Below are 23656 nucleotides of genomic sequence, written 5' to 3'. Positions count from 1 at the left end.
CGTGACATCCTCCTTCAATCCATTAACTTATTGATTAACTTTTACCATAGCGGGGCGAACGACACGGTCATTCAATTTATATCCGGTCTGGAGTACTTCGATAACCGTATTCGATTCATACCCTTCTTCTTCAACCTGCATCATAGCTTGATGCACGTGAGGGTCGAAAGGTTCCCCTTTTGCACTTATTTCTTCCACGCCTTCTTTTTCAAGAGCGCTCCACAATTGGTTATATACCATTTTTATTCCCTCGACAAACCCTTGATTGGCTTCTTCTTTCACTTCTGTCTGAAGAGCACGTTCAAAGTTGTCCAAGACGGGGATCAGTTCTTCAGTAAGAGACTGGGATCTGTATTTACGATCCGTCTCCTTTTCTTTTTGGGTACGACGACGGAAGTTCTCGAAATCCGCCTGAAGCCGGAGCAGTCTTTCCTGGATTTCGTCTCTCTCCTGAGTGACTTTTTCCAGCTCGCTCGGCTCTTCATTCGTTTCAAAACCGTTCTCATTCTCAGAGGTCTGATCTACCTCTTCTTTTTCATTGAGACCGATGTTTGTATCATTTTCTTCTGCCATGAAGGCCACCTCCTGAGGCTCGTAATCACCGTTACTGAATATAACATACATGAGGAAAAGCACAAAAGAAAGCGATGGCAGGAAACCCGCCTTCGCGTCAGTACCATTCTTTGAATGTTTTTGTCATGTTCTTCGACAACTCTTCAATAAGAGCGACGACACGATTGTACTCCATACGTGTCGGCCCGAGCAGAGCAATGGTACCTACCTGCTGATTCCCCAAATAGTAATTCGCGGTGATGATACTGCAATGTTGCAGGGCATCAAATGGATTTTCGTGACCGATCATCATTTGAATCCCCTGGTCATTCGTTTTTAAGAGTTTAGCAATATCTCTTTCCTCTTCAATCATGGACATAATGGATCTTATTTTATCCACGTCTCTGAACTCGGGTTGCATGAGCATGTTCGTTTTCCCACCTACGTACAGCTTCGCCGGTTTATCATCGACAAGAGCCGAACGCAAGTAATGAAAAGCATCATTGTAATGCTCTGCGTGTTCCCGCAGTAATGAAAACACCTCTTCGTTCAATCTGTTCGGGAGTTCTATCAAAGCGACTCCTTTCAGACGATCATTCAGGATATTCACCATCTTCTCTAAGTCGGACGGTTCAATCTCTACCGGTATCGTAAACACGCGATGTTCCACGTGACCCGTGTTTGTAACGAGTACAGCCACGGCCGTCTCCTTGTTCAAAGGAGTGATCTGAAGTTGTTTCAATTTATTCTCAAACACTTCAGGGCCGAGAATGATGGAGGTGTAATTCGTCAGATTGGAAAGAATTCCTGCGGATCTCTCTACGACCTGCTCAAATTCAAGCATTCTCTGACCAAAGGTCCCTTCAATTTCTGTCTTTTCATTTTTACTCAATTGCGAAGGGGATAACAAGTGATCGACATAAAACCGATACCCTTTTTCTGACGGTACTCTTCCGGAAGAAGAATGTGTCTTCTCAAGAAAACCCATCTCCTCGAGGTCAGCCATTTCATTCCTGATTGTAGCCGGGCTTGATTCCACCGACTCTTTCTTGGAGATATAGCGTGACCCTACAGGTTGAGCCGTCAGGATGAAATCATCAATAATCACTTTCAATATTTGCAGTTGACGACTTGTCAGCATCGATGATCACCTCTGTTAGCACTCACCTCTTCCGAGTGCTAAATCTATAATAAAATTATCAAAAGGGTGGAGGGATGTCAACGAATAAATGCAGAAAAATTATTCGTCGATCAAAAATGAAGCGAACACATCATTTCCGAAAAGTTTTCCTTTTTCTGTGAGTCTCACATACTCTCCCACTTCTTCGAGAAGCTCTTTTTCCTTAAGCTGTTCTACGGCTCCATCAAAAACTTCATTCATATTCTCTCCGTATTTTTCCCGGAAGCGGGTAATCGAGACTCCCTCCATCTTCCGTAATCCGAGGAACATCTCTTCTTCCATCATTTCTTTTTTTTCTACGGGGTCTTCATGAAGTACAGGTCTTCCATCTTTTCCCACTTTTTCCAGATAAGCAGGTAGTGGCCTTATATTGATTGTTCTCTTGCCCGGTAAATACCCATGAGCTCCTGCTCCGATGCCATAATAATAAGCATTGTCCCAGTAGGTCAGGTTGTGCTTGCTTTCGTATCCCGGAGTAGAGAAGTTACTGATTTCATAATGGTAGATCCCTTGATCTTTCAATTTGCGCTGCAAAAGATGATACATCTCCACCTCTTCTTCTTCCGGAGGCTTGGAGAGCTCCCCTTTCTTATACCTTTGATGGAATACAGTTTTCGGTTCTATTTGCAGAGAATAAGAAGAATAGTGGGGAAGGTTAAGTTCCAAAGCTTTGTCCACCGATTCTTCGAATAGTTCCACCGACTGATTAGGCAACCCGTACATAAGATCGATACTGATATTAGTGATGCCGGCGCGTCGTAACCGCTCGATATTGATATAGACGTCTTCTTCTTTGTGAACTCTCCCCAGTTCTTCCAATAGCTGATTATCAAAGGTCTGGACACCGAGTGAGATCCTGTTCACCCCGTAATAAGAAAGCAGGTCCGCTTTCTTCTGGTCGAGATCTCCCGGGTTCGCCTCGAATGTATACTCTTCACAAGCTTCGATATCAAAATGGTCATCGATCATTTTAAGCAGACGCTCCAGCTGTTCGGCAGTCAGAACGGTCGGAGTACCCCCTCCTACGTAGATCGTTTTCATCACTTGTTTTTCATCCGGTACATAGCCGGCCATTTCCTTCTGAAGAGCTTCCAGGTATTGATCGGCTGCACGCTCATCATAAAAGAACTTCACAAAATCACAATAATGGCATATTTGCTGACAAAACGGAATATGAATATAAGCTGAGGATATTTGCATTATTCTTTGAACCTCCATGAAGAAAACCGCAAGTCGACTACCTGCGGTTTTCCATTATTAATCATCATTAATTTCAAGAACGGACATGAACGCTTCTTGAGGGACTTCTACAGACCCTACCATCTTCATGCGTTTTTTACCTTCTTTTTGTTTATCCAACAACTTACGCTTACGGGATACGTCCCCGCCGTAACATTTGGAAAGCACATTCTTCTTCATAGCTTTGATTGTCGATCTTGCTACTATATTCGTTCCGATTGCAGCCTGGACAGGAACTTCGAACTGTTGACGTGGGATAAGATCCTTCAGTTTATCAGTGATCTGCTTCCCGCGTTCAAAAGCGAAATCCCGGTGCACGATGAACGACAGGGCATCAATCGTCTCCCCGTTAAGAAGAATATCCATTTTAACAAGATTGGAAGTACGGTTCCCGATGAACTCATAGTCGAAGGAAGCGTACCCTTTCGTTTTGGATTTCATAGTATCGAAAAAGTCATATACGATTTCTGACAAAGGAATATCATAGACGATGTTTACACGATTGTCGTCCAGATACTTCATATCAATGAAGTTGCCTCGTTTTTTCTGGCAAAGCTCCATAATCGGTCCTACGTATTCATTAGGCACCATCACGGTAGCTTTAACATAAGGTTCCTGGACTTCTTCCAGTCTCTGGTTGTCAAGCATCATAGATGGATTATCCACCTGTTTCTCCGTGCCATCAGTCAACTTCACGTTATAAATTACACTTGGCGCGGTAGTAATCAAGTCGATTCCAAATTCTCTCTCGATACGTTCCTGGATGATTTCCATGTGAAGCATACCGAGGAAGCCACTACGAAACCCGAATCCTAGGGCTTGAGAGGTTTCCGCTTCGAATTGCAAGGAAGAATCATTCAGTTGCAGACGCTCGAGCGCATCCCTCAAGTCATTGTAATTATTGGAGTCGACCGGGAACATTCCGCAGAATACCATAGGATTCATTCGTTTGTAACCAGGCAACGGTTCGGCAGCTGGATTTTTGGCCAATGTGATGGTATCCCCGACCTGTGAATCCCCTATATTCTTGATGGAAGCCGTCAAATAGCCGACATCTCCTACGACGAGTTCTTTGAGGGGGGTCGGTTCCGGCCTGAACACTCCGACCTCGGACACCTCGAATTCTTTCCCTTTTGCCATCATACGGATTTTATCGCCTACGCGAATCGATCCTTCACGTACACAAGTATATGCGATGACACCTTTGTAGGAATCATAGAGAGAATCGAAGATGAGACCCTTCGTCGGATTCTCTTTATTACCGGCAGGTGCAGGTATATCAGTAACAATACGTTCAAGGATTTCGTCAATACCTACCCCATCCTTCGCAGAAGCAAGAATCGCTTCGGAGGCATCTATTCCGATAACATCTTCAATCTCTTGCTTGATTCTGTCAGGATCGGCTCCCGGCAAATCGATTTTGTTGATGACCGGTATGATTTCCAGCTCGTTCTCGAGAGCCAGATAAACGTTTGCGAGCGTCTGGGCTTCGATTCCCTGTACGGCGTCGACCACTAAAATAGCCCCTTCGCAGGCGGCCAGGCTTCGGGAAACTTCGTAGGTGAAATCGACATGTCCCGGTGTATCTATCAAGTGGAATAAATAATCTTCTTTTGATGGGGAAGTATAATTGAGCTGAACCGCGTTCAGTTTTATAGTGATACCCCGTTCTCTTTCAAGATCCATCGCATCAAGAAACTGTTCCTTCATTTCTCTTTGCGTCAATGCCTTCGTCTTTTCAAGAATACGATCGGCAAGTGTTGATTTTCCATGATCAATGTGAGCAATGATTGAAAAATTGCGCACATTTTCCTTCTTTATTTGCATTGTCAAATATATCACTCCTAGTAAAATCGCACATACAGCTAGATTGATTATAGCAACTGACAGAGAATTATTCAATCACCTCTCCCTGCTGTATATAAATCCCCTCCTCTTGGAGCTTGAAGAAAGATACACTTGACTCAAAGGAGAACGAACAAATATCATTGAAATAAGCGTACTGCTTTGGTACAATGACTCTTGTTCGAATGCAATTATGCTACTTGTTTTTTACCTAGGAGGTGAAAGAATGGCTAACCTTAAACAATCCAAAAAACGCGTACGCGTTAACGAAGAAGCTCGTGAATTGAACATGGCTTTCAAATCAGATATGCGTACAGCGATTAAACGTGTAGAGAAACTGGCTCAAAGCAACGACCAAAACGCCGGAGAAGCACTTACATCAGCAGTCAAGAAGATTGATAAGGCCGTTAAGCGTGGAGCAATTCATGAAAATAACGGAAACCGTAAAAAATCTCGTCTGACTAAGCTTGTCCAAAACGCGTAAACGGTTTTCTTTTATGACCAACAAACGATCCGTAATCGGGTCGTTTTTATTTTGAATCATAGTTGCAAAAACATGGCGCACCTCCCTTTTTCAAAAGGAAGGTGCGCTTTGTTTATCAGCTGCGATTATTTCATATAGCATCATCTCGAATGCAAGTTCTTTATCCATCGTCCCGGTTTTCATATGAGTGTCGGTAGTGGCTAAGGTCAGCATGATGTGATCCAGAGCCTCCTGCGTGAATTTCCTTTCTCTTTGACCCGCCAGTTTCAACACGTAAGGATGTCCTTTAATATAAGTTTTCATATGGTTCTCCGTGTATCCTTTGCGCTTCAGTACTTTCACCTGGGAAATCATGCGGAACTGAGAGGCGAGCAATGCGATGAGCGCAATGGGTTCTTCGTTCATGCGCAACAGTTCCTTGTAAATAGCGATAGCTTTACCGAGGTCTTTTTCGATTACTGCATCCACCAGTTTCAAACCCGAGGTATCGAGAGATGTGGAAAGCAATTCTTCCGCAGTTTCTTTCGATATAAAATCATTTCCGGTATAGAGTTTGAGTTTTTCAAGCTCACTCCTCAACATCATCAGATTCGTTCCGACGGACTGGATAATTAACTCTTTGACGCCGGAAGCGAGTTCGACCCCCTCTTCAACCGCAATTTTCTGAACCCACTCTTCCATATTCCATTCTTTCACAGAAGCGAAGGATTGGACGTTCCCTTTTTTCTTCAACTCTTTCATGACTTTCTTCCGTTCGTCCACTTTTTCATAAGGAACGATTAATACCAAAGTCGTATAGGGAGCGGGATCGTTTATGTAACTCAAAAAGCGGTCCACGTCATGTTCTATTTCTGTTTTGGGAGGTTTAGAAAGAAGAAAGACCGGGTTTTCAGCAACAATCAATTTGTTGTCGCCCAAAAAAGGTAGCGTTTCCGCATCTGCTATCACATCCTCAATCGGTGTGTCTTCAAGGTTAAAAGTGCTGTAATTGAATTCCCTTTCTTCTTTTGTAGTCACTTTTCGGACGATCTTTTCTTTTTCCTGCTGTATCAGATATTGTTCTTCCCCGTATAATACGTATATTTCCCCCATAGTAAAACCTCACTCTTATTAAAAGTCATCGTCCCGGATCATAACTTGATTCAAAAACACATTAATTATTCTTTCATTTTAAAAAGGAATCCTGACTCTGTCAAAACACTATATCCATCTCTTTCCCTTCTTAAAATTCTTCATGTAGTAGTGTTATCATTATAGCAAATGAATCTGTTCCCCGCCTTTTAAATATTGCTTCTGGATTTTTAAGTATATTTCTTTTATACTTGGTAATGATATAGGAGGGTGAGTCATGAACCAATTTGAAAAAGAAATTCAAACAAAGACAAATGACGTCATCGATTCTGGACTTGGCTTTGTTTTCTCATTCGTTTTCTTCTTCATCATTTTCTTTATCGGAACGGTTTTTTCCGTTTTGGGTCAATAATCGATGACAAAGGCTGCTTCGGCAGTCTTTTTTTTATGGCTGCGGAACAGCCTGTGATGGATTTCAGAATAAAGAGGGAAGATACCTGCCAGTAACTGGACACAACAAATAAAACGGCCCCTTTATTCAGCGATTACCTCATTCTTAAAACCTGAGATCTCGCCAACTTCCTTTTTTGAAAAAGGAATAGTCACTGCGCCGTGTTCATCCGTCCTCCATACCTCTACATTTTCTGAAATAAGACGTTCGAGCACCTCCGGGTGGGGGTGACCATACCTATTGTTCCTTCCGGCGGATATCACCCCTGTTTCCGGAGAAAACAGCTGTACGAATTCCTCTGAAGTAGAGGTTTTACTCCCATGGTGAGCTACTTTTAAATGATGGACCGGTAATGTCCCATACGCAGAAACTAATTCTTTTTCCACTTCCACTGATATATCCCCGGTAAATAACCAGTACTCCCCGCCAAGCTCCGTATATAAAACAAGAGAGTCATCATTCTTCTCCGTCGCTTTTTTCTCAGGTGCTAGTACAGCGAACGAATAGCCACCTAACTCATACCTGTCTCCTCTCCTCAATACTCTCCGACCTTTACCAAAAGTCCCCTCCTCAAATTCGGATATGAATAACTCCCCTGTCATTTCCTCCTCTATCAGACGCTGGACACTTCCATTATGATCGGCATCATCATGAGTGATGAAAGTTGCGTCTACAGATTGTAACCCTTTTGATTTGAGAAAGGGGATAATCACTCTGTCTGCTGTTTTATCAGGATTACTCTGAAACGCAGGTACCCCTGCTGCATCTATTAAGACCACACCTTTTCGGTAAGGCAGTTCAATCACTACGCTGTCTCCCTGACCAACGTCCAGAAAGGTCACCCTCCCTTCTTCATCTATATACGGAAGAGTTCCATAAAGGATGAGGACAAATGTAAGGGCCGAACCACACAGAAAAGTCGTTGTTAGCTTTTCTTTCTGCCAATAGACCATCATAAGAAGAAAACAAATATAATATGGAAGAAACCATGAATACGGAAAAGAACCTGTAACCCATACATAGTTCCATTCCTGTCCTATGAAAATTGCCATATCTATAACTTCTTCATGGACCATACCTCCCGCGATTGCTATCCCTTCGTAGAGGAACTGCGGTAGCATATACATAGACAAGAGCAACAAAAAAATAAATGGTATGAATAAAATAGTGAAGTACGGTACGAGAATCAAATTGAATAGAACAGATAGAGGAGAAAACTGATAAAAGTAATGGAGTTGCAGGGGGAGGATCGCCAGTTGGGCAATGAAACTCACTCGCATAGATAGAACCCATGGGCGTGTATCTTTTTTCAAAATCGAAGCGGAAAGAAGAAGACTGAATGTAACCGCAAACGAAAATTGGAACCCTATGTTATAGACGATGTTCGGGTTTGTGATAAGAAGCAGAAAAGCAATCATAGCCAAAAGATCCGTCATCGAGGGTTTAATCTTCAACGTCCAACATCCAAGGAGAAAGAAAACCATCATGGAAGCTCTTAATACAGAAGGTTGGCCACCGGCGATGAACGCAAAAACAGGAAGAAACAGGAACAAAAGCAGTTTCACTTGAGACAATGTCGCCACGCCGCTTCTATAAAGTAGCGAGTAAATGATTCCGCACATCAAGCCTACGTGTAAACCTGAAATGGCCAAAACATGGGAAAGTCCCCATTCACGGAATGACTTCAGAACTTCCTCATCCATTGCATCTTGATCTCCAAATACAAGAGCCATCCCCCATGGTTTCAAGGAACCTGGGGTCTCTTGGAGAAATCGTTCGATGATAGCTTTTCGCTGTGCATAAAACTCCGCTCTGAAGGAACTGCCTTCACAATTTAAATCGTCCTTCGAATCGATGAGAACTTGCCCTGCGATGCCCTGGTTCCTCATGAACTCCGAATAATCGAACTCCCCGGGATTCGAAGCACTTGAATAATCCTCCACTTCTCCTCGGACAGCACAAACTGCCCCCGCTCTGAATTCGTGGAAGAAGAAATCTTTTTCAGAGTCACTGAAGTGAGTGACCTGTATTTTATGATTTTCCGTTGTCTTAAGTGAAAATGATTCGGAACGCTCACTTCGGGTAGCTGGAGAGAGTATCTCGCCGTGATAGGGGCCTTCTTCTATAATAGGGGGTTGAAGGGAAAGGGTATATAGGAGTACTCCAAGAAAAAAAGCACTCAACATAAGAGGAAAAAGAATCTGTAGCCTGCTGAAACTGAGCATCCATACAAGACATAGCAGAAACCAGGGCCACTGCTCAGGAATATGAGCATACACAGCCCCTGTCAGAAAGGCGAAAAGGGGAAAATGCCATTTCCCCTTCACAGATTGGAACTGATACGCCCATCTATCAGATGATCGACCTTTTGTTTTAAATTTTCATAATCAGAATCATTGTGCATTTTCAGACGATCCAGCATTTCTTCCATAAGCTGGTGCTCTTCATATGAATCTCCAATCGTTACAGTCGAAGGGACCTTTTCAGTGTGGACTCCTGTATGAGCCAGTAATTCCTCAGCATAAGGATGATTCTTATAATCTGCACTGTAATAAACCGCTTTTATTCCTGCTTGAATAATAGCTTTCGTACAATGTACACAAGGAAAATGGGTCACGTACATCTCTGCCCCTTCTGTAGCGACACCGAACTTGGAACACTGCAACAGGGCATTCATTTCTGCATGTATCGTACGGATGCAGTGTCCATCTACAACATAGCACCCTTCATCTATACAGTGGACCTCTCCTGTCACACTTCCATTGTAGCCTCCGGCGATCATTCTTTTCTCTCTTACAATCACCGCTCCTACGGCCAAACGTTCACATGTGCTTCTCGATTTAAGTAAATGGGACTGCGCCATAAAGTACTGGTCCCACTCGACTCTCGCCATAGTTATCACATCCTTTTCAGAAAGTTTAGCTATTTCCCTGTTCAGCGTCAACCCGCATCAGGGAATCTGAATCTCGTCTTTCATATTTTCCAAAGTCTTTGCCCCGATGCCACTCACTTCTAAAAGTTCCTCCACTTCTTTGAACATCCCGTTTTCTTCTCGATAAGCGATGATAGCCTCCGCTTTAGAAGGACCGATACCGTTAAGAGCTGTGATTTCATCCAAACTGGCCTGGTTGATACGTACTCTCTCCCCTTTCTGTCCCCCAGAAACTTTCGACGTTCCTTCATGATCATCGGATTGTAACGAATAAACGAGAATAACCATTTCATCTTGGATCTTCGCAGCCAGATTGACACTTGTTTCGTCAGCATTTTCTGTGAGACCCCCGGCAAGAGTTACTATATCATGCACTCTCATACCGGCACTCCCCTCATAAATTCCAGGACGGTGGACCGCTCCTTTTATATCTACAACTATATTATCTATTATTGGTTCTTCCTCTGATGCTTCAATACCAGTACTCAGCTCATGTTCTTCGTTTGTTATGACTTTTCCGCTATCAGGGGTCCTGGAATTAATAAGGAATACAGTGATCAGAACTACCATTACGGCCACAAGCCAATACTTCTTTATTAGAGACATACGCATTCCTCCGAATTCAATCGTGTGGGGAATCGCAGAAGAACACTGTATATATAAGAGGGGGGGATATAGAAGGTTTATAGGGAGGGGGGCTCTATTAATCAGGCTCTGTCCTTTTTGTTGTTGACCTTTTCACTGCTAAAGAGGGACGCTTTCCTCGGGAAACGCGTCGGTTCTCCCGTTTCCCTAAGGGGCTTCACTTGCCGGATTTCCCATGGGAATCGTCACTATTCTTCTGCAAATCAATGAATATCAACAACAGCTTTTTACATAGCCATTATTTATCTATTCGACACCTCTCTCTTTTCTCCTGCTTATTCAGGGAGTGTTTCCATCACAGATTCTTGCCTTCCCTTTGGAGCCCACTCCTTCTTTTACGTCTGTTTTCAATAAACCCTCGGGGCTGTTCTCATTTATTGTTGATTTTCTTTCATCCAAGTGGAAGTTCACTGTGATCATGATTTCAGACTTTTTGAGGAAAAATCCAATAGTCGCTTAAGGCTATTATGGGGTTTACGCTACTCCAGGATGGCATCTCCAGTTCCTATCCATAAGCAAGAACCGGATTTGAAGAAACCTTTAAAAAAGAAGGTGTGAATATTCACACCTTCTGACAAACAAAAAATATTCTATCCCCTTCACTACCATGGTCCATCGAAAAGTCACTGTGAACGGACAGAATGTGAAATCCCGATTTTCCAAGTAGAGAATGGATCGTCTGTAGTTCATAAATACGCTGATGGTGTTCTTCATCAAAACGCTGATAACTCCCATTCTCTTCAATGAAAAATGTTAGGTCGTGAGTCATCATAGTACCTTCAGCATCACAGAACCATATATAAGAGAGATCGTCATAAACTTCCGCGAAAGTCTCTCCGGAAAGGGCTTCAAGCGCATAGGTCGGAGAATGGATATCAAAAACAAAAAGGCCTTTCTCCTCCAAAGCGAGATTCGTACGATGAAACATGTCTTCAAGATCATTTTCTACTGTAATATAGTTGACTACATCACAAAAGCTTATGACTGCATCAAACCCGGAAAAGCCTTCAAGCTTGGTGATGTCCTGCTTCATCCATTGAATCGCTGAATCATACTTCCTTGAAGCTACTGCTAGCATCTCTTCTGAGAGGTCCACCCCCGTCATTTGGAAACCTTCTTTCGCTAAACGGCGAGTGATCTCTCCCGTGCCACAGCCCAGTTCGAGTACATTGACTGCCTGGAAGTTTTCCCGGTCCAACACATTCATGAAAAACTGTTTCCACTCCTCATAAGGAGCATCTTCCATCAGCCGATCGTAGACTCCGGCCAATTGTACATAGCTCATGAACTTGCGATTCCTTCAAGGGAAAGAGTATCAGCATCGCCCCACAATTTCTCAAGATTATAGTGCTCCCGCTCATCCTTATGGAAGATATGGCATACTACATCTTCAAGATCGACAAGAATCCATCTGGCAGATTTATCTCCCTCGACACGTTTCACTTCTACACCGTGCTTTTCCGCTTGTTCTTTCACTTCTTTCGCAATAGCCTCGACTTGTCTTTCATTCGAGCCATCACATATCAGAAAATAATCAGTGATAAGCGAAACATCTTCCATATCAAGGGCAATGATATTATTTGCCCGTTTATCTTCACACGCCTGTGCTGCTATCTTCACTAGTTCTTTACTATTCATTCTGTTCCTCCTGTAATCGTTGTAGTGCATTATACGCATGGAAAGTATCAGGATAAATCGTCTGTTTTTTCTTCATAAGAAATCTGATCGTATTATCAAGAGCAAACAAACACGCTTCATCCAAGTTCCGATCCGCAAGTTCCCTTGTCTCTTCCACCCCCGGGAATGAACGTCCCGGTTCAATATAATCCGCTAGAAAAATGATTTTATCATAAAGGGACATATGGGCGTTCCCAGTTGTATGGGAGGCGATGGCAGTTTTCACGTCCTTAGAAAGTGCTCCCCACTCTTTTTCAATCATTTTGACCCCTACAGGTCCGTGCCATAGAACAGGGGAGTAACTCAGCAGATCTTTGGAAAGATCCACACTTTCCTCTATCCATCGGGCCATCTCTTGTTCAGGTCTGTATTTGGCATAATCGTGAAGCATTCCGGCCACTTCGATTTTCTCTGAGTCGCCTCCGTATATTTCTGCCAGTTCATGTGCTGTTTGCGTTACACGCACTGTATGCTCGAATCTCTCTTCAGTAAGATGTGGACGCACGAAGCTTTGTAGTCCTTCTCTACTTGTATCCATAAAGACCCTTCCTTTTTATATAGGAATAGACCGGTTCGGGCACCATATAACGTACTGTCTTGTTTCTTTTCAGTCTTTTTCTTACTTCACTGGAGGATATCTCCAGCAAAGGGACCTCCACTTTCGACAATTCGTACGGGGCATCGAAAGAGTACCCGGGTCTGCTTACTCCTATAAATGATACTTCCTTGATCAATTCTTCTATTTTATACCATGTATGAAGCGACTCTACCATGTCTCCTCCGATAATGAACGAGAATTGGGTTTCAGGATATTGTTTTTTCAGTTCTCTGACCGTAGTAAGGGTGAAAGAACGTTCTTCTCCTTCTAATTCTACATCAGTGACTTTGAAATTGTCATTCGTTTCAATACTGTCCTTCACCATGTGATAACGATCAGAACTGCCCGTCGATGCTTTCTCCTTATGAGGAGGGATATGAGATGGAATGAACCAGACCTCATCCAATCCTTCTGCTTCTCTAACGGATTCAGCTACTATCATATGACCTATATGCAGTGGATCGAATGTTCCACCGAATAACCCTACCCTTTTCATACACATATGCTCCTTTATGGAAGCTTAATCTCTTTATTGTCCTCTGATTCACGATATAGAATGATTGTTCCACCGATGACCTGCACAATTTCAGCACCTGTATCATAGGCAATTTCTTCAGCGGCCTCGTTCGGGTTCTCCATGGAGTTTTGCAATATGCTTACTTTAATGAGTTCCCTTTTCTCAAGAGCTTCATCTATCTGAACCACCATATTACTATTCACGCCGCCCTTACCGATTTGAAAAATCGGTTGTATATCATGAGACAGCTTCCTTAAATGTTTCTTTTGCTTGCTTGTGAGCATTTTATCATCCTTCCAATTTCATTTCCATTTCATTGATCAGCCCTAACGGCTCCACTTTCTTATCGGACCACAATTCAAAAGCATATGCAGCTTGATATAAAAGCATTAAATGCCCATAGTGGATGTGAGCCCCTTTTCCCTCTGCTTCTTTGAGGAACTGTGTCTTCAAAGGTTTATAAACAATATCGCTGAACACAGCCCCCTCTTTGATCTTTCTTATCTCAAGAGGTATGATTCCTTCGTTCGGCGACATACCTACAGAAGTCGTCTGGATCACCCAATCATAATCATCAAGGCTTTCAGCGGCCTCATTCAGACTGAGTGATCCCCCTCTCGATTTCGCCGGAAGATCATCGATCAGTTCCAAGGCTTTCCCTGAGGTACGATTCGCAATATCTATAGTCAGATTGAGTTCACTCAGCGCAAAAGCAATCCCCCGGGCTGCTCCGCCGCTTCCGATGATGAGTACCCGACTGGATTCCGATATGACTTCAGGATAGATCGATCGAACAGACTCGAGATACCCGGCCCCATCAGTGTTGAAGCCTTTCCATCGACCGTTCTGAACCACTACAGTATTGACAGCACCTAAATAACTGGCTCTTTCATCTATATCATCCAAGTAAGGAATGATCTCCCGCTTGAACGGTACAGTAATGTTAAAACCATCAAGATCTTTCTGTTTCATAAGCTCGATTTCTCTCTCGAAGTTTTCAGGGTCAAGTTCCATCAGTTCATACTGTCCACTGACACCGCTCTGTTCCATGAATTTTTCATGTAACCAGGGCGATAATGAATGGCCGAGGGGAGATCCGATTAATCCTAGTCGCAACATATGCATCCTCCTTTTCCTATATCAATGATTCTCTAATAGATACTTTCACTTTTTTCGGTGCATGGATATGAAGGGTCACATCACCCTCAGGGATCATTATCCATCCTAGTCCCGAAATGACGACATCGTGTTTGCCTTCAGGAATCCTGAATGTCTGACGCTCCCACTCCGGCATTTTTTTCAATGAGTCCTCGTCGGGAGGCACCAGCATATCACCGATCTTCGTCTCCGTCAGATGATCCGCATTGTCCATTTTCGTTCTATGGATAGGGATCCGATTGGATAAATAGCAGACGAAGGAAGAATGATCCCCTTTTTCGAAGTCCATGCGAGCAAGTCCTCCAAAGAAAAGTGTCTGTTCTTCATTCAACTGATAGGTTTTCGGCTTTATTTCTTTTTGCGGAGTGATCAGCTTCAGATCCTTATCGGAGACGTAGTGAGCCAGCTGATGACGCTGAATGACCCCTGGTGTATCATAAAGGGAACTCGTGTCATCCAGAGGGATATCGATGAACCCTAACGTCGTACCAGGAAAATAAGATGTGGTTATAGCATCATCGACCCCGGCGGAACGGGATATCAGTCCGTTGATGAGAGTAGACTTCCCTACATTCGTCGTACCGACGACGAAAACATCTTTTCCCTGTCTGTGATGATCGATCGCTTCCGCAAGGGCATCGATTCCCTCATTTTTCGAAGCTGAAATCAGATAGACGTCTGCTACCTCGATCCCTGCCTGATTCGCTTCCCGCCTCAACCATTTTTCCATCTTGTTGCGACTGACGGATTTAGGCAGGATATCCGTTTTGTTCCCCACCAAAATTACAGGATTATTTCCAGTCAGTCTATTCAACCCGGGTATAAGACTGCCATTGAAATCGAATATATCCACCAACTGCACGACAAGACTATCTGTATCACTTATCTGATGAAGCATCTCCAGAAAATCGTCATCTTCGTAGTCGACTTCCTGCACTTCATTATAGTGCTTCAATCGGAAACACCTTTTACATATCACTGTTTCTCTTTCCAGAGCTGACTTCGGAGCATAACCCGCCGCTGCAGGATTCTCTGTCTGTATTTCTGCTCCACAGCCCATACAAATCAATCTTTCCATCCTTCATGTCCCCTTTAATTAGATTCTTCCTTTGTGTTCGAGTCGTTTCATGATTCTTTTTTCGATTTTTCTGTTGATCTTCGTCCAAAAACCGTCCGTTTCGACAATAGGGGTGACCAACACAGTGTAATATCCGGCCAGATTACCACCAAGAACATCAGTCAATAGCTGATCTCCTACTACGATGATCTCTTCTTTTTTAAGCCCCATGTCCTTCCTGGCTTTTTGAAAGGCTCTGGCGAGTGGTTTTCTCGCACTGTGAACAAAAGATTTATCAAGAGGTTCCGAAAACAACTTAACGCGATTTTCATTATTATTGGAAGTAATCACTATTTCAATATCCGCCTCTCCCATGAGTCGGAACCATTCGATAATCTGTTCTGGAGCCTCAGGTTCGTCCCAGGCTACTAGAGTATTATCTAAATCGGTAATTATACCTTTGATATTTCTTTCTTCTAAATCTGCAGGAGTTATTTCTAAAATATTATTCGCATGTCTATTCGGGATAAAAACATTAAGCACTTATTTCTCACTCCTTAATCCGGAAATATACCTACTCAATCATATACAAAAATCCTTCAAGGTTCAAAGTTCTTACCGGGTCAGATATCCTCCCCTGTGCAAACAATGAAAGATTGTGTGAAATTCTTCGTAAGTTCCTTGTATTTTCAGCAGTAATCCTGCTATTCATATAGCGTTGAGTGACTCCACTTCTTGTAGTTAACTACCCCATTCTACACTACATGTAACTGCTGTGCACGACGAATCGTATCTTGATATCGTTCACAGTTGAACGTTTTCCCTCTTTTTAAGCTCAGTTACACATAAAAACAAAACACGAACAGATAATTCACATTAAAAATTTTCAGTTCTGAACATCTTTTTCTTCCTATTTAATAAAATTATTCGAACATCCTTTAAAAAGGAAGATATGAAGGAAGATTAGTTGAATAATGGAGATGTTTTTGATTACAATTGAGGAGGCGTATAAAAAGGACGATTGATTGAGGGAGGCACCTTTAGATGTTACTAGCCGTATTATTACCATTCATCATTGCTATTTTCATCCCTTTCCTGAGTAAATGGAAAGAAAAGTTCCACACAGGTATAGTGGCAACGATTGTACCACTTCTTATATTCATCTATTTCGGAAGTTTCCTCGGCAGGGGTTTCGAACCTGTAATGAGAACCTATAATTGGATTCCTTCCCTTGATATGAATATGGTTTTTCACCTCGATGGCTTAAGCCTACTGTTCGTATTACTGATATCAGGTATCGGGACTCTAGTTGCCCTTTATTCTGTCTATTACCTACATACAACAGAAAAACTGGGGCACTTCTACGTGTATTTCCTGATTTTCATGGGCTCCATGCTCGGGGTTGTTTTATCGGATAATATTTATGTATTGTACAGTTTCTGGGAGTTCACTTCATTGTCTTCTTTCCTCCTTATCGGTTACTGGAACCATAAACATGCCTCGCGGTACGGGGCGTTGAAATCTATGCTGATAACCGTTTTCGGAGGTCTCAGCCTCCTCGGTTCTCTCGTGTTCATGCACATGATCACCGGAACCAGCAGTATCCAGCAGATGATATCCGATAAAGAAGCGATTTTAAACAATGAATTTTTTCCGCTGATTTTAGCACTACTTTTGTTAGGAGCTTTCACGAAATCGGCACAGTTCCCGTTTCATATCTGGCTTCCGGATGCGATGGAAGCACCGACCCCTGTCAGTGCTTACTTACACTCCGCTACAATGGTTAAAGCGGGACTGTTCTTAGTCGCTCGCTTTTCACCGATGATGTCTGCTTCCGAGTGGTATTTCATCATCGTCTCCAGTTTCGGGATCATCACTTTGTGCTGGGGGTCCTATATGGCTGTCAGACAGACAGATTTAAAGGGCATTCTGGCTTTTTCAACCATCAGTCAGCTCGGAATGATTATGGCTATGCTTGGATTCGGAACGAAGATCGCAATCTTCGCAGCCATGTTCCATATTCTCAACCACGCTACTTTCAAAGGCAGCCTTTTCATGGTGGCGGGTATCGTCGATCACGAAACAGGAACGAGAGATATAAGAAAACTCGGTGGTTTGATGAATTATCTTCCTATGACAGCCACTTTGGCAATGATTGGTATCTTTTCGATGGCAGGGTTCCCATTACCTTTTCTGAACGGGTTCTACAGTAAAGAAATGTTCTTTAAAGCTACCCTCGACCTCAGTGCGCAGGAAGGTATAGCTGCTTTTCTGACGAACGCCATACCCTACCTGGCTGTATTCGGTAGTATTTTCACTTTTGTATATTCCATGTACTTTTTCTTCGGAACGTTCCGTGGGAAATCGAACATCGATGAACTCCCGAAAAAACCGCATGAAGCACCTGTAGGGATGCTTATATCCCCGGCAGTTCTTATCCTTCTTGTCGTAATCATCGGGCTGTTCCCGTCTCTCATCAACGAGACGTTTATCGAACATGCGGCAAGTGCGGTCTATGGGGGAGATGCAGCCAAAGAAATCTACTTCTGGCATGGATTCAATCTTCCACTGATCATGTCCCTGACAGTTATAGCTTTCGGTACGATTCTTGCTCTCACGATTTCCAGATGGAGAACTGTTTACAATTTCGTGCCTGGGATTCTCAGTATGAACAAGGTTTACGACTTCACAGTGGATAAATCCGTCGTCTATTCTTCAAAAGTTACGAAAGGATACATGAACGGCTCACTGGCTCTTTACATGAAACTTATACTCGTTGCGATCGTTGGAGTAAGCTTCACGTTTTTCTTCCTGACAGGAGGATTCGCTTTAGATTTATCACAACTTGCAACTGTTACCACAATAGAATTGATCGTAGCTGTAACGATGACTGTTGCTGCATTCGGTACGATATTCACACACAATCGTATAACCGCTATCCTCATACTCGGGGTTGTCGGATACGGCCTTTCGATGCTGTTCATCATTTACAGAGCCCCTGATCTGGCGCTCACCCAGTTGATTGTAGAAACAGTGACAGTGGCCTTGTTCCTTCTGGTATTTTATCATCTCCCCGACCTTGGCAAACGCGGAGAAGCAAGGAGCACGAAAATCATGAACTGGATCATTTCAGCAGGTTTCGGCCTGTTAATTACAACGGTAGCGATCTCTGCGCATAGCAGCAAATGGTTCGACGTGATTTCCAGTTACTTCGTAGATAACTCTTACAAACTCGGAGGCGGAGATAATATCGTCAACGTCATCCTTGTTGATATGCGTGGGCTTGATACACTCTTTGAGATTGCTGTCCTCGGACTCGCTGCCATGGCCATTTACAGCCTGATTAAAATCAAGAACAAGAAGGAGGAATAAAAATGGAAATCATCATGTCCGTACTCGCCGGTATCCTTTTTATGACCGGCGTATACAACCTCCTTCAAAAACAGTTGCTGCGGATTGTAATCGGTACAGCTTTGGTATCTCATGGAGCACACCTTACAATTCTTACAATGGGGAGGCTGAAGGACGGAGCTCCTCCAATTTTGACCGAAGGGGTTGAGAATTATACGGACCCTTTGCCTCAGGCATTGATTCTCACTTCCATCGTCATCAGTTTCGGAGTCACCAGTTTATTACTCGTTCTTGCCTATCGTGCAGCTCAAATCAATCATACAGATAATATGGAACAACTGAGGGGTAACGACTATGAGTAACTTAGCAGTATTGCCTATAGCCCTCCCGTTTCTGGCGGGGATAATAGTAGCTTTCTTTCATAAAAAACTAATAGCTGCAAGGATTTTCTCGATTGTGGCAAGTGTTATCCATCTGGGAGTGACTATTCTGATTTTCCTGCAGGTAAATGCAGGAGGGTCTATAGTACTTGAATTAGGAAACTGGGAGGCCCCTTACGGCATCGTACTTGTGGCTGATCCATTGTCCGCCCTGCTGGCCCTGACTACAGCCATCATCGGGTTGGCAGCAGTAATATACGCGCCAAAATCACTTTCTGAACTACAGGAAGAATTCTACTTTTACAGTTTCTTCTTTCTGCTCATTTCAGGGGTGAGTGGGGCGTTTTTAACCGGTGACCTGTTCAACCTTTTCGTATTCTTCGAAGTCCTTCTCATGGCTTCCTACGGACTGATTATACTAGGTAACGGAAAGGCACAGCTAAGAGAATCCTTGAAGTATATACTGATCAATCTCTTTTCTTCTATGCTTTTCGTTACCACCATTTCTTTTCTCTATTCTGTCGTAGGAACTGTAAACATGGCACAAGCAGCCGAAAGAGTAGGAGAAGTCGAACAGCAGGGGATCCTGACTACCATTGCTATTTTGTTCTTTTTCGTTTTTGCAACAAAAGCAGCAGTCTTCCCCCTTTACTACTGGCTTCCGAATTCTTACACAGTACCTAATGCCGTAGTATCTGCCCTGTTTGGCGCATTGCTGACAAAAGTCGGTATCTATTCCATTTTGCGGACATTCACGCTTATCTTTAACCACGAATTGACCTTAACGAATACATTGTTCATTTATCTGGCCATCTTCACAATGATATTCGGTGTCATCGGAGCATTGTCTACAAACAACGTGAAATTGATCATAGCTTACAACATCATTCCTGCAGTAGGATTTATGCTGATGGGAATCGGCATTTTCACAGAGACTGCTATAGCAGGATCCATTTACTACCTCGTACATGATATGATAATCAAAGCGGTGCTCTTTATGCTGATCGGTGCGATTATATATGTGGCAGGAACATCAGATCTGAACAAAATGGGTGGCTTGATCCACCATTACCCTGTCCTTGGCTGGATGTTCTTCCTTGCGACCCTGGTACTCGCAGGAATCCCACCGTTCAGCGGTTTCATAGGGAAACTGCTCCTTCTCCAGGGAGGATTGGCCCAGGAAGAAATCCTTGTGGTCCTGGCTGCTCTTATCTCCAGTCTCGGGATACTTTTCTCGATGATGAGAATATTTATTAAAGGTTTCTGGGGCGAACCTGATATAATGGAGCTGCCTTCACAGAAACCTTCCCTGTCGCTGATGACCTGGCCGATCGGTCTTCTTTTGACAATATCTATCATCCTTGGTGTTGGTGCAGAATGGTTTTATCCAAATATCGAAGCTATCGCAGAATACGTGATGAACCCTGACTTATACATCGAATCTGTACTGAAGGAGTAAACGTTTATGCCATTTCAAATTGTATTAAACATCATTATAGCGATTATGTGGATGTTCCTCAGTGAAACGTACACATTTACTGCCTTTGTCGTCGGGTATATTTTAGGTATATTCCTTTTATTCATTATGCGACGGTTTATCAATAGACCATTCTATATTACTAAAGTATGGAAAGTGTTATTGCTCCTGTTACTATTCATACGGGAACTGATCGTATCTTCTATAGATATAATCAAATTCGTCTATAAAAAAGACCTTGATAATCGTCCGGGGATTTTCGCCCTTCCACTGGAAGTCAAAAGCGACTGGGAAATCACTATTCTTGCAAATCTCATTTCCCTTACTCCCGGTACACTCTCTCTTGCGGTGAGTGATGATCATGAGACGCTTTACATTCATGCTATGGATATACCTGATATTGAATCATCGATTACAGATATCAAAGAATCATTCGAAAAAGCGATTATGGAGGTGACCCGGTGATGGAGAACGCGCTCGCTCTGACCAGAACGTTAATAGACATTTCTACGCAAATAGCTATCATCGGTGTCGGCATTTCCATATTCCTCTTGCTCTACCGGGTGCTCAAAGGACCTACGAACCCTGATAGAGCTGTGGCTCTTGATGTCATGGGCATCACTCTTATGGCTCTTGCAGGCCTGGTGACGATCATCGTTGTTACGACGAGATTGAATGATGTCGTACTGTTGATCGGCATCCTGTTGTTTATCGGAACGATCGCCCTGGCGAAATTCATAGAAAAGGGTGTTATTATTGAGCGGAACGTGGATTAATTTATTTCTCGACATACTCATCATTTTCTTCCTGTTATCCGGCACATTCTTTGTTTTATCAGGTTCAATAGGAGTCGTACGTTTCAAAAACGTGTATTTGAGACTTCACGCCGCTACGAAAAGCTCGACTCTCGGCGTGGCAGGACTTATGCTTGGAGCTTTCCTGTTTATGATCAATGAACACGGTATTGTCAGCGGGAAACTATTACTAGGTATCATTTTCGTATTGATCACCGCTCCTGTTTCCGCTCATATGATAGGTCGCGCAGCTTATAAAAGCGGTGTGCCCCTGTCTCCGGAAGCTGTCAGGGACGACTACAGCAAAACTTTCAAAGATTAGAGAGTCTCAAGAATACAGGGGCGCTTTTTTTCGGGATTAATGACACCTTCCGAGAAAGCATAACGAAACTTCCTTTTATCAAGCGGAGAAAGTTGAAAAGTGAATAAGACTCAAAATTAAATTAGGCTACCCTGAAAATAATCAGGGTAGCCTTAAATTAAACAAAATAATCTGGGACAAAAAATTTTTACGTTTGGCTCTGTTATCGTTTGTTGATATTCGTCTCTTCAGGTGGAAGCTTGCCGCGGGCATGGCGGAAACTTTTCGAAGCTCCCTCTGGTCGATCCGGGCTATTTTCCTTCCATGCCAGTCCCGCAGGCGTCCCCACCTTCCGTTCCTATGATCAACAATAGGCTTTAACAGAGCTTTACGTTTAAAAATCCGAACAACATTGTTCGGATTTTTATATGCCTTCTTTTATGGAATGACGCGTAAGAAAAAACACGTCGCTTTCCATGGGCCCGGTTTCAGCTCGTGCTGTTCCCATTGAAGTCTCCGTGTTTTTCTTCGAATATTCGTTTTTGTACATCTACTATACGTTCTGTCCCAAACTCATTAATATTCAAACCAGCTTTTTGATGATTTCCGTTGCATTCTTCGCCGCTTGTTCAAGAAACTGTTCAAAAGAAATGGAGGATTCCTTACCCGCTATATCTGAGAGAGCCCGAATAACCACAAAAGGAGTACCATATTTGTAACAGACTTGAGCAACCGCTGCAGCCTCCATCTCTACTGCTATGAGTTCAGGAAAACGTCTCCGCACTTCAGAGACCTTCTCCTTCTCCTGCATAAATGTATCTCCGGAAGCTATAATTCCTCTTTTTCCCCCTATACCTGAAGACTCGAGGTAATCAAGCGCAGCTTTAGAGAGACTTTCATCAGACGGGTATTGCTCCGGCATTCCGGGGATCTGACCATGTACGTAACCGAAAGCAGTCACATTAACGTCATGGTGAAGAACAGCATCCGAAACAACTACATTCCCCACTTCGAGTGTTTGATCGAATCCTCCTGCAGAACCGGTGTTGATCACATATTCCACATCGAATTCTTCATGAAGAATAGTCGTGGACATCGCTGCATTCACTTTCCCTATGCCTGATAGCAAAAGCACCACATCTCTATCATTGAGCCGACCCTTGGTAAATGTTTGACCGGCGACTGAACGTTCTTCTTCTATGACCATAGCATTCTTCAAATAAGCGATTTCCTGATCCATGGCTCCAATAATTCCGACTGTCATCCAAAAAGCTCCTTTTGCTCCTCAGTTATAAGGGTTATCTTTCAAAATTTCGAGTTGAACCGGCTTGTATCCTTCTTTTTTCTGCCATTCAACACGTACCCGGTAAACGTTGTCCTGTGAACTGTCTGAAACGACAGCGGAGACTAATTGAGGTCCACCGCCATTCTCGACACGCCAGGTAATCATATCTTCCATTTTCAATTCCGTAGCCACCGAAACGGCCTGCAAGATTTCATTCCAGTCGGTCGATTCCCTATCAAAAGAAGCGACGTGGCGACCTGAGGTATCCTGCTTTGTATCAATTGTCTCCCATTCCTTCTTGACGACACGACTTACATTATCATTCGAACTGTTTTCTATGACGTACTCCTCTGAATCCCCCTCTTCTTCCGAGGCTTCTTCCGGGAGTTGTTCAGCTGACACTTGATTACCCGTGGACTCTTCCGATGCAGTCTCTTGGTTCTCAGTATTTTCAGTTTCCGACTCAGCGGAATTGGTCGATTCTGAGGACTCGGGCTCTTCATCACTGCCCATTAAGCTTCCAGCTGCCCACAAAACTAATACTGCGGCCAGAATACCTGTCAAGAAGGAGAGTAGTTTCTTGTTATTCCGTTTGTGTTTCATTCTTTCCCGTCTTGATTTCCCAGCTTGTTCATCCATATGAACACCCTCCTTATATATGT

Annotated in this window: 27 protein-coding genes; 8 read left to right on the top strand and 19 right to left on the bottom strand. The window is 43.3% G+C overall.

Annotated elements, in window-relative coordinates; all coding sequences use genetic code 11:
* Positions 1–27 precede the first annotated feature (27 nt).
* The 4 genes from grpE to lepA all read right to left on the bottom strand — a co-directional run bounded on the left by grpE (position 28) and on the right by lepA (position 4798).
* Positions 28–573: a nucleotide exchange factor GrpE gene (gene grpE / locus BW944_RS00365; RefSeq protein WP_076556356.1), complete on the bottom strand. Its 546-nt coding sequence runs from the start codon at positions 571–573 to the stop codon at positions 28–30.
* 97 nt (positions 574–670) lie between these two features.
* Positions 671–1693 (bottom strand): heat-inducible transcriptional repressor HrcA, encoded by a 1023-nt coding sequence (gene hrcA / locus BW944_RS00360; protein WP_076556355.1) that lies wholly within the window; start codon positions 1691–1693, stop codon positions 671–673.
* A gap of 99 nt (positions 1694–1792) precedes the next feature.
* Positions 1793–2932 carry a radical SAM family heme chaperone HemW gene (gene hemW, locus BW944_RS00355; protein WP_076556354.1) on the bottom strand — a complete coding sequence of 380 codons (1140 nt, stop codon included), beginning with the start codon at positions 2930–2932 and terminating at the stop codon, positions 1793–1795.
* 57 nt (positions 2933–2989) lie between these two features.
* On the bottom strand, positions 2990–4798 hold the full coding sequence (gene lepA, locus BW944_RS00350) for a translation elongation factor 4 (RefSeq protein WP_076556353.1): 1809 nt from the start codon (positions 4796–4798) through the stop codon (positions 2990–2992).
* 244 nt (positions 4799–5042) lie between these two features.
* Between lepA and rpsT the strand changes: the two genes are divergently transcribed.
* A complete protein-coding gene (rpsT, locus tag BW944_RS00345; protein WP_076556352.1) occupies positions 5043–5300 on the top strand; it encodes a 30S ribosomal protein S20 in 258 nt (85 codons plus the stop codon).
* Positions 5301–5390: 90 nt separating this feature from the next.
* On the opposite strand, the gene holA is transcribed toward rpsT, so the two are convergent.
* Positions 5391–6392: a DNA polymerase III subunit delta gene (gene holA / locus BW944_RS00340; RefSeq protein WP_076556351.1), complete on the bottom strand. Its 1002-nt coding sequence runs from the start codon at positions 6390–6392 to the stop codon at positions 5391–5393.
* Between the two features lie 256 nt (positions 6393–6648).
* Between holA and BW944_RS00335 the strand changes: the two genes are divergently transcribed.
* Complete coding sequence (locus BW944_RS00335; protein WP_076556350.1) at positions 6649–6783, top strand: YqzM family protein; 135 nt, start codon at positions 6649–6651, stop codon at positions 6781–6783.
* Positions 6784–6905: 122 nt separating this feature from the next.
* Here BW944_RS00335 and BW944_RS00330 read toward each other — a convergent pair whose 3' ends face one another.
* From BW944_RS00330 to BW944_RS00280, 11 genes are all read right to left on the bottom strand, one after another.
* The gene (locus BW944_RS00330) at positions 6906–9101 is read right to left on the bottom strand and encodes a DNA internalization-related competence protein ComEC/Rec2 (RefSeq protein WP_268794076.1); all 2196 of its coding nucleotides are present in this window, start codon (positions 9099–9101) and stop codon (positions 6906–6908) included.
* A 44-nt stretch (positions 9102–9145) separates the two neighbouring features.
* The gene (locus BW944_RS00325) at positions 9146–9715 is read right to left on the bottom strand and encodes a ComE operon protein 2 (RefSeq protein ID WP_076556348.1); all 570 of its coding nucleotides are present in this window, start codon (positions 9713–9715) and stop codon (positions 9146–9148) included.
* 57 nt (positions 9716–9772) lie between these two features.
* Positions 9773–10360, bottom strand: coding sequence for a helix-hairpin-helix domain-containing protein (locus BW944_RS00320; protein WP_076556347.1), 588 nt, complete (start codon positions 10358–10360; stop codon positions 9773–9775).
* 601 nt (positions 10361–10961) lie between these two features.
* Positions 10962–11684 carry a class I SAM-dependent DNA methyltransferase gene (locus BW944_RS00315; protein ID WP_076556346.1) on the bottom strand — a complete coding sequence of 241 codons (723 nt, stop codon included), beginning with the start codon at positions 11682–11684 and terminating at the stop codon, positions 10962–10964.
* Complete coding sequence (gene rsfS, locus BW944_RS00310; RefSeq protein ID WP_076556345.1) at positions 11681–12037, bottom strand: ribosome silencing factor; 357 nt, start codon at positions 12035–12037, stop codon at positions 11681–11683. Before rsfS ends, BW944_RS00315 begins: the two co-directional genes overlap by 4 nt.
* On the bottom strand, positions 12030–12614 hold the full coding sequence (yqeK, locus tag BW944_RS00305) for a bis(5'-nucleosyl)-tetraphosphatase (symmetrical) YqeK (protein ID WP_076556344.1): 585 nt from the start codon (positions 12612–12614) through the stop codon (positions 12030–12032). Before yqeK ends, rsfS begins: the two co-directional genes overlap by 8 nt.
* The gene (locus tag BW944_RS00300) at positions 12601–13170 is read right to left on the bottom strand and encodes a nicotinate-nucleotide adenylyltransferase (protein WP_076556343.1); all 570 of its coding nucleotides are present in this window, start codon (positions 13168–13170) and stop codon (positions 12601–12603) included. Before BW944_RS00300 ends, yqeK begins: the two co-directional genes overlap by 14 nt.
* 14 nt (positions 13171–13184) lie before the next feature.
* The gene (gene yhbY, locus BW944_RS00295) at positions 13185–13475 is read right to left on the bottom strand and encodes a ribosome assembly RNA-binding protein YhbY (RefSeq protein ID WP_076556342.1); all 291 of its coding nucleotides are present in this window, start codon (positions 13473–13475) and stop codon (positions 13185–13187) included.
* Between the two features lie 4 nt (positions 13476–13479).
* The gene (gene aroE / locus BW944_RS00290) at positions 13480–14310 is read right to left on the bottom strand and encodes a shikimate dehydrogenase (RefSeq protein ID WP_076556341.1); all 831 of its coding nucleotides are present in this window, start codon (positions 14308–14310) and stop codon (positions 13480–13482) included.
* 16 nt (positions 14311–14326) lie between these two features.
* Positions 14327–15427 carry a ribosome biogenesis GTPase YqeH gene (yqeH, locus tag BW944_RS00285; protein WP_076556340.1) on the bottom strand — a complete coding sequence of 367 codons (1101 nt, stop codon included), beginning with the start codon at positions 15425–15427 and terminating at the stop codon, positions 14327–14329.
* A gap of 18 nt (positions 15428–15445) precedes the next feature.
* Positions 15446–15949 carry a YqeG family HAD IIIA-type phosphatase gene (locus BW944_RS00280; RefSeq protein ID WP_076556339.1) on the bottom strand — a complete coding sequence of 168 codons (504 nt, stop codon included), beginning with the start codon at positions 15947–15949 and terminating at the stop codon, positions 15446–15448.
* Between the two features lie 501 nt (positions 15950–16450).
* Between BW944_RS00280 and mbhE the strand changes: the two genes are divergently transcribed.
* Genes mbhE through mnhG form a run of 6 tightly spaced genes read left to right on the top strand, consistent with a single transcriptional unit; the run spans position 16451 to position 21730 of the window.
* Positions 16451–18778, top strand: a complete 2328-nt coding sequence (mbhE, locus tag BW944_RS00275; protein WP_076556338.1) for a hydrogen gas-evolving membrane-bound hydrogenase subunit E — start codon at positions 16451–16453, stop codon at positions 18776–18778.
* Positions 18779–18780: 2 nt separating this feature from the next.
* On the top strand, positions 18781–19119 hold the full coding sequence (locus BW944_RS00270) for a Na(+)/H(+) antiporter subunit C (protein ID WP_076556337.1): 339 nt from the start codon (positions 18781–18783) through the stop codon (positions 19117–19119).
* Positions 19112–20596: a Na+/H+ antiporter subunit D gene (locus BW944_RS00265; protein WP_076556336.1), complete on the top strand. Its 1485-nt coding sequence runs from the start codon at positions 19112–19114 to the stop codon at positions 20594–20596. The genes BW944_RS00270 and BW944_RS00265 overlap by 8 nt, the downstream gene beginning before the upstream one ends.
* Before the next feature lie 6 nt (positions 20597–20602).
* A complete protein-coding gene (locus BW944_RS00260; protein ID WP_076556335.1) occupies positions 20603–21079 on the top strand; it encodes a Na+/H+ antiporter subunit E in 477 nt (158 codons plus the stop codon).
* Positions 21079–21390, top strand: coding sequence for a monovalent cation/H+ antiporter complex subunit F (locus tag BW944_RS00255; RefSeq protein WP_076556334.1), 312 nt, complete (start codon positions 21079–21081; stop codon positions 21388–21390). Before BW944_RS00260 ends, BW944_RS00255 begins: the two co-directional genes overlap by 1 nt.
* Positions 21371–21730, top strand: coding sequence for a monovalent cation/H(+) antiporter subunit G (mnhG, locus tag BW944_RS00250; RefSeq protein WP_076556333.1), 360 nt, complete (start codon positions 21371–21373; stop codon positions 21728–21730). The genes BW944_RS00255 and mnhG overlap by 20 nt, the downstream gene beginning before the upstream one ends.
* A gap of 202 nt (positions 21731–21932) precedes the next feature.
* Here the strand turns inward: mnhG and BW944_RS15305 are convergent, their stop codons facing one another.
* From BW944_RS15305 to BW944_RS00240, 3 genes are all read right to left on the bottom strand, one after another.
* Positions 21933–22058 carry a hypothetical protein gene (locus BW944_RS15305; protein ID WP_268794069.1) on the bottom strand — a complete coding sequence of 42 codons (126 nt, stop codon included), beginning with the start codon at positions 22056–22058 and terminating at the stop codon, positions 21933–21935.
* A gap of 234 nt (positions 22059–22292) precedes the next feature.
* Positions 22293–22973 (bottom strand): 5'-methylthioadenosine/adenosylhomocysteine nucleosidase, encoded by a 681-nt coding sequence (locus tag BW944_RS00245; RefSeq protein ID WP_076556332.1) that lies wholly within the window; start codon positions 22971–22973, stop codon positions 22293–22295.
* Positions 22974–22994: 21 nt separating this feature from the next.
* The gene (locus tag BW944_RS00240) at positions 22995–23633 is read right to left on the bottom strand and encodes a YrrS family protein (RefSeq protein WP_076556331.1); all 639 of its coding nucleotides are present in this window, start codon (positions 23631–23633) and stop codon (positions 22995–22997) included.
* Positions 23634–23656: the final 23 nt, after the last annotated feature.

The sequence above is a fragment of the Salimicrobium flavidum genome (genome assembly GCF_900156645.1).
GTDB lineage: Bacteria > Bacillota > Bacilli > Bacillales > Halobacillaceae > Salimicrobium > Salimicrobium flavidum.
This window is presented reverse-complemented; position numbering and strand designations above follow the sequence as displayed.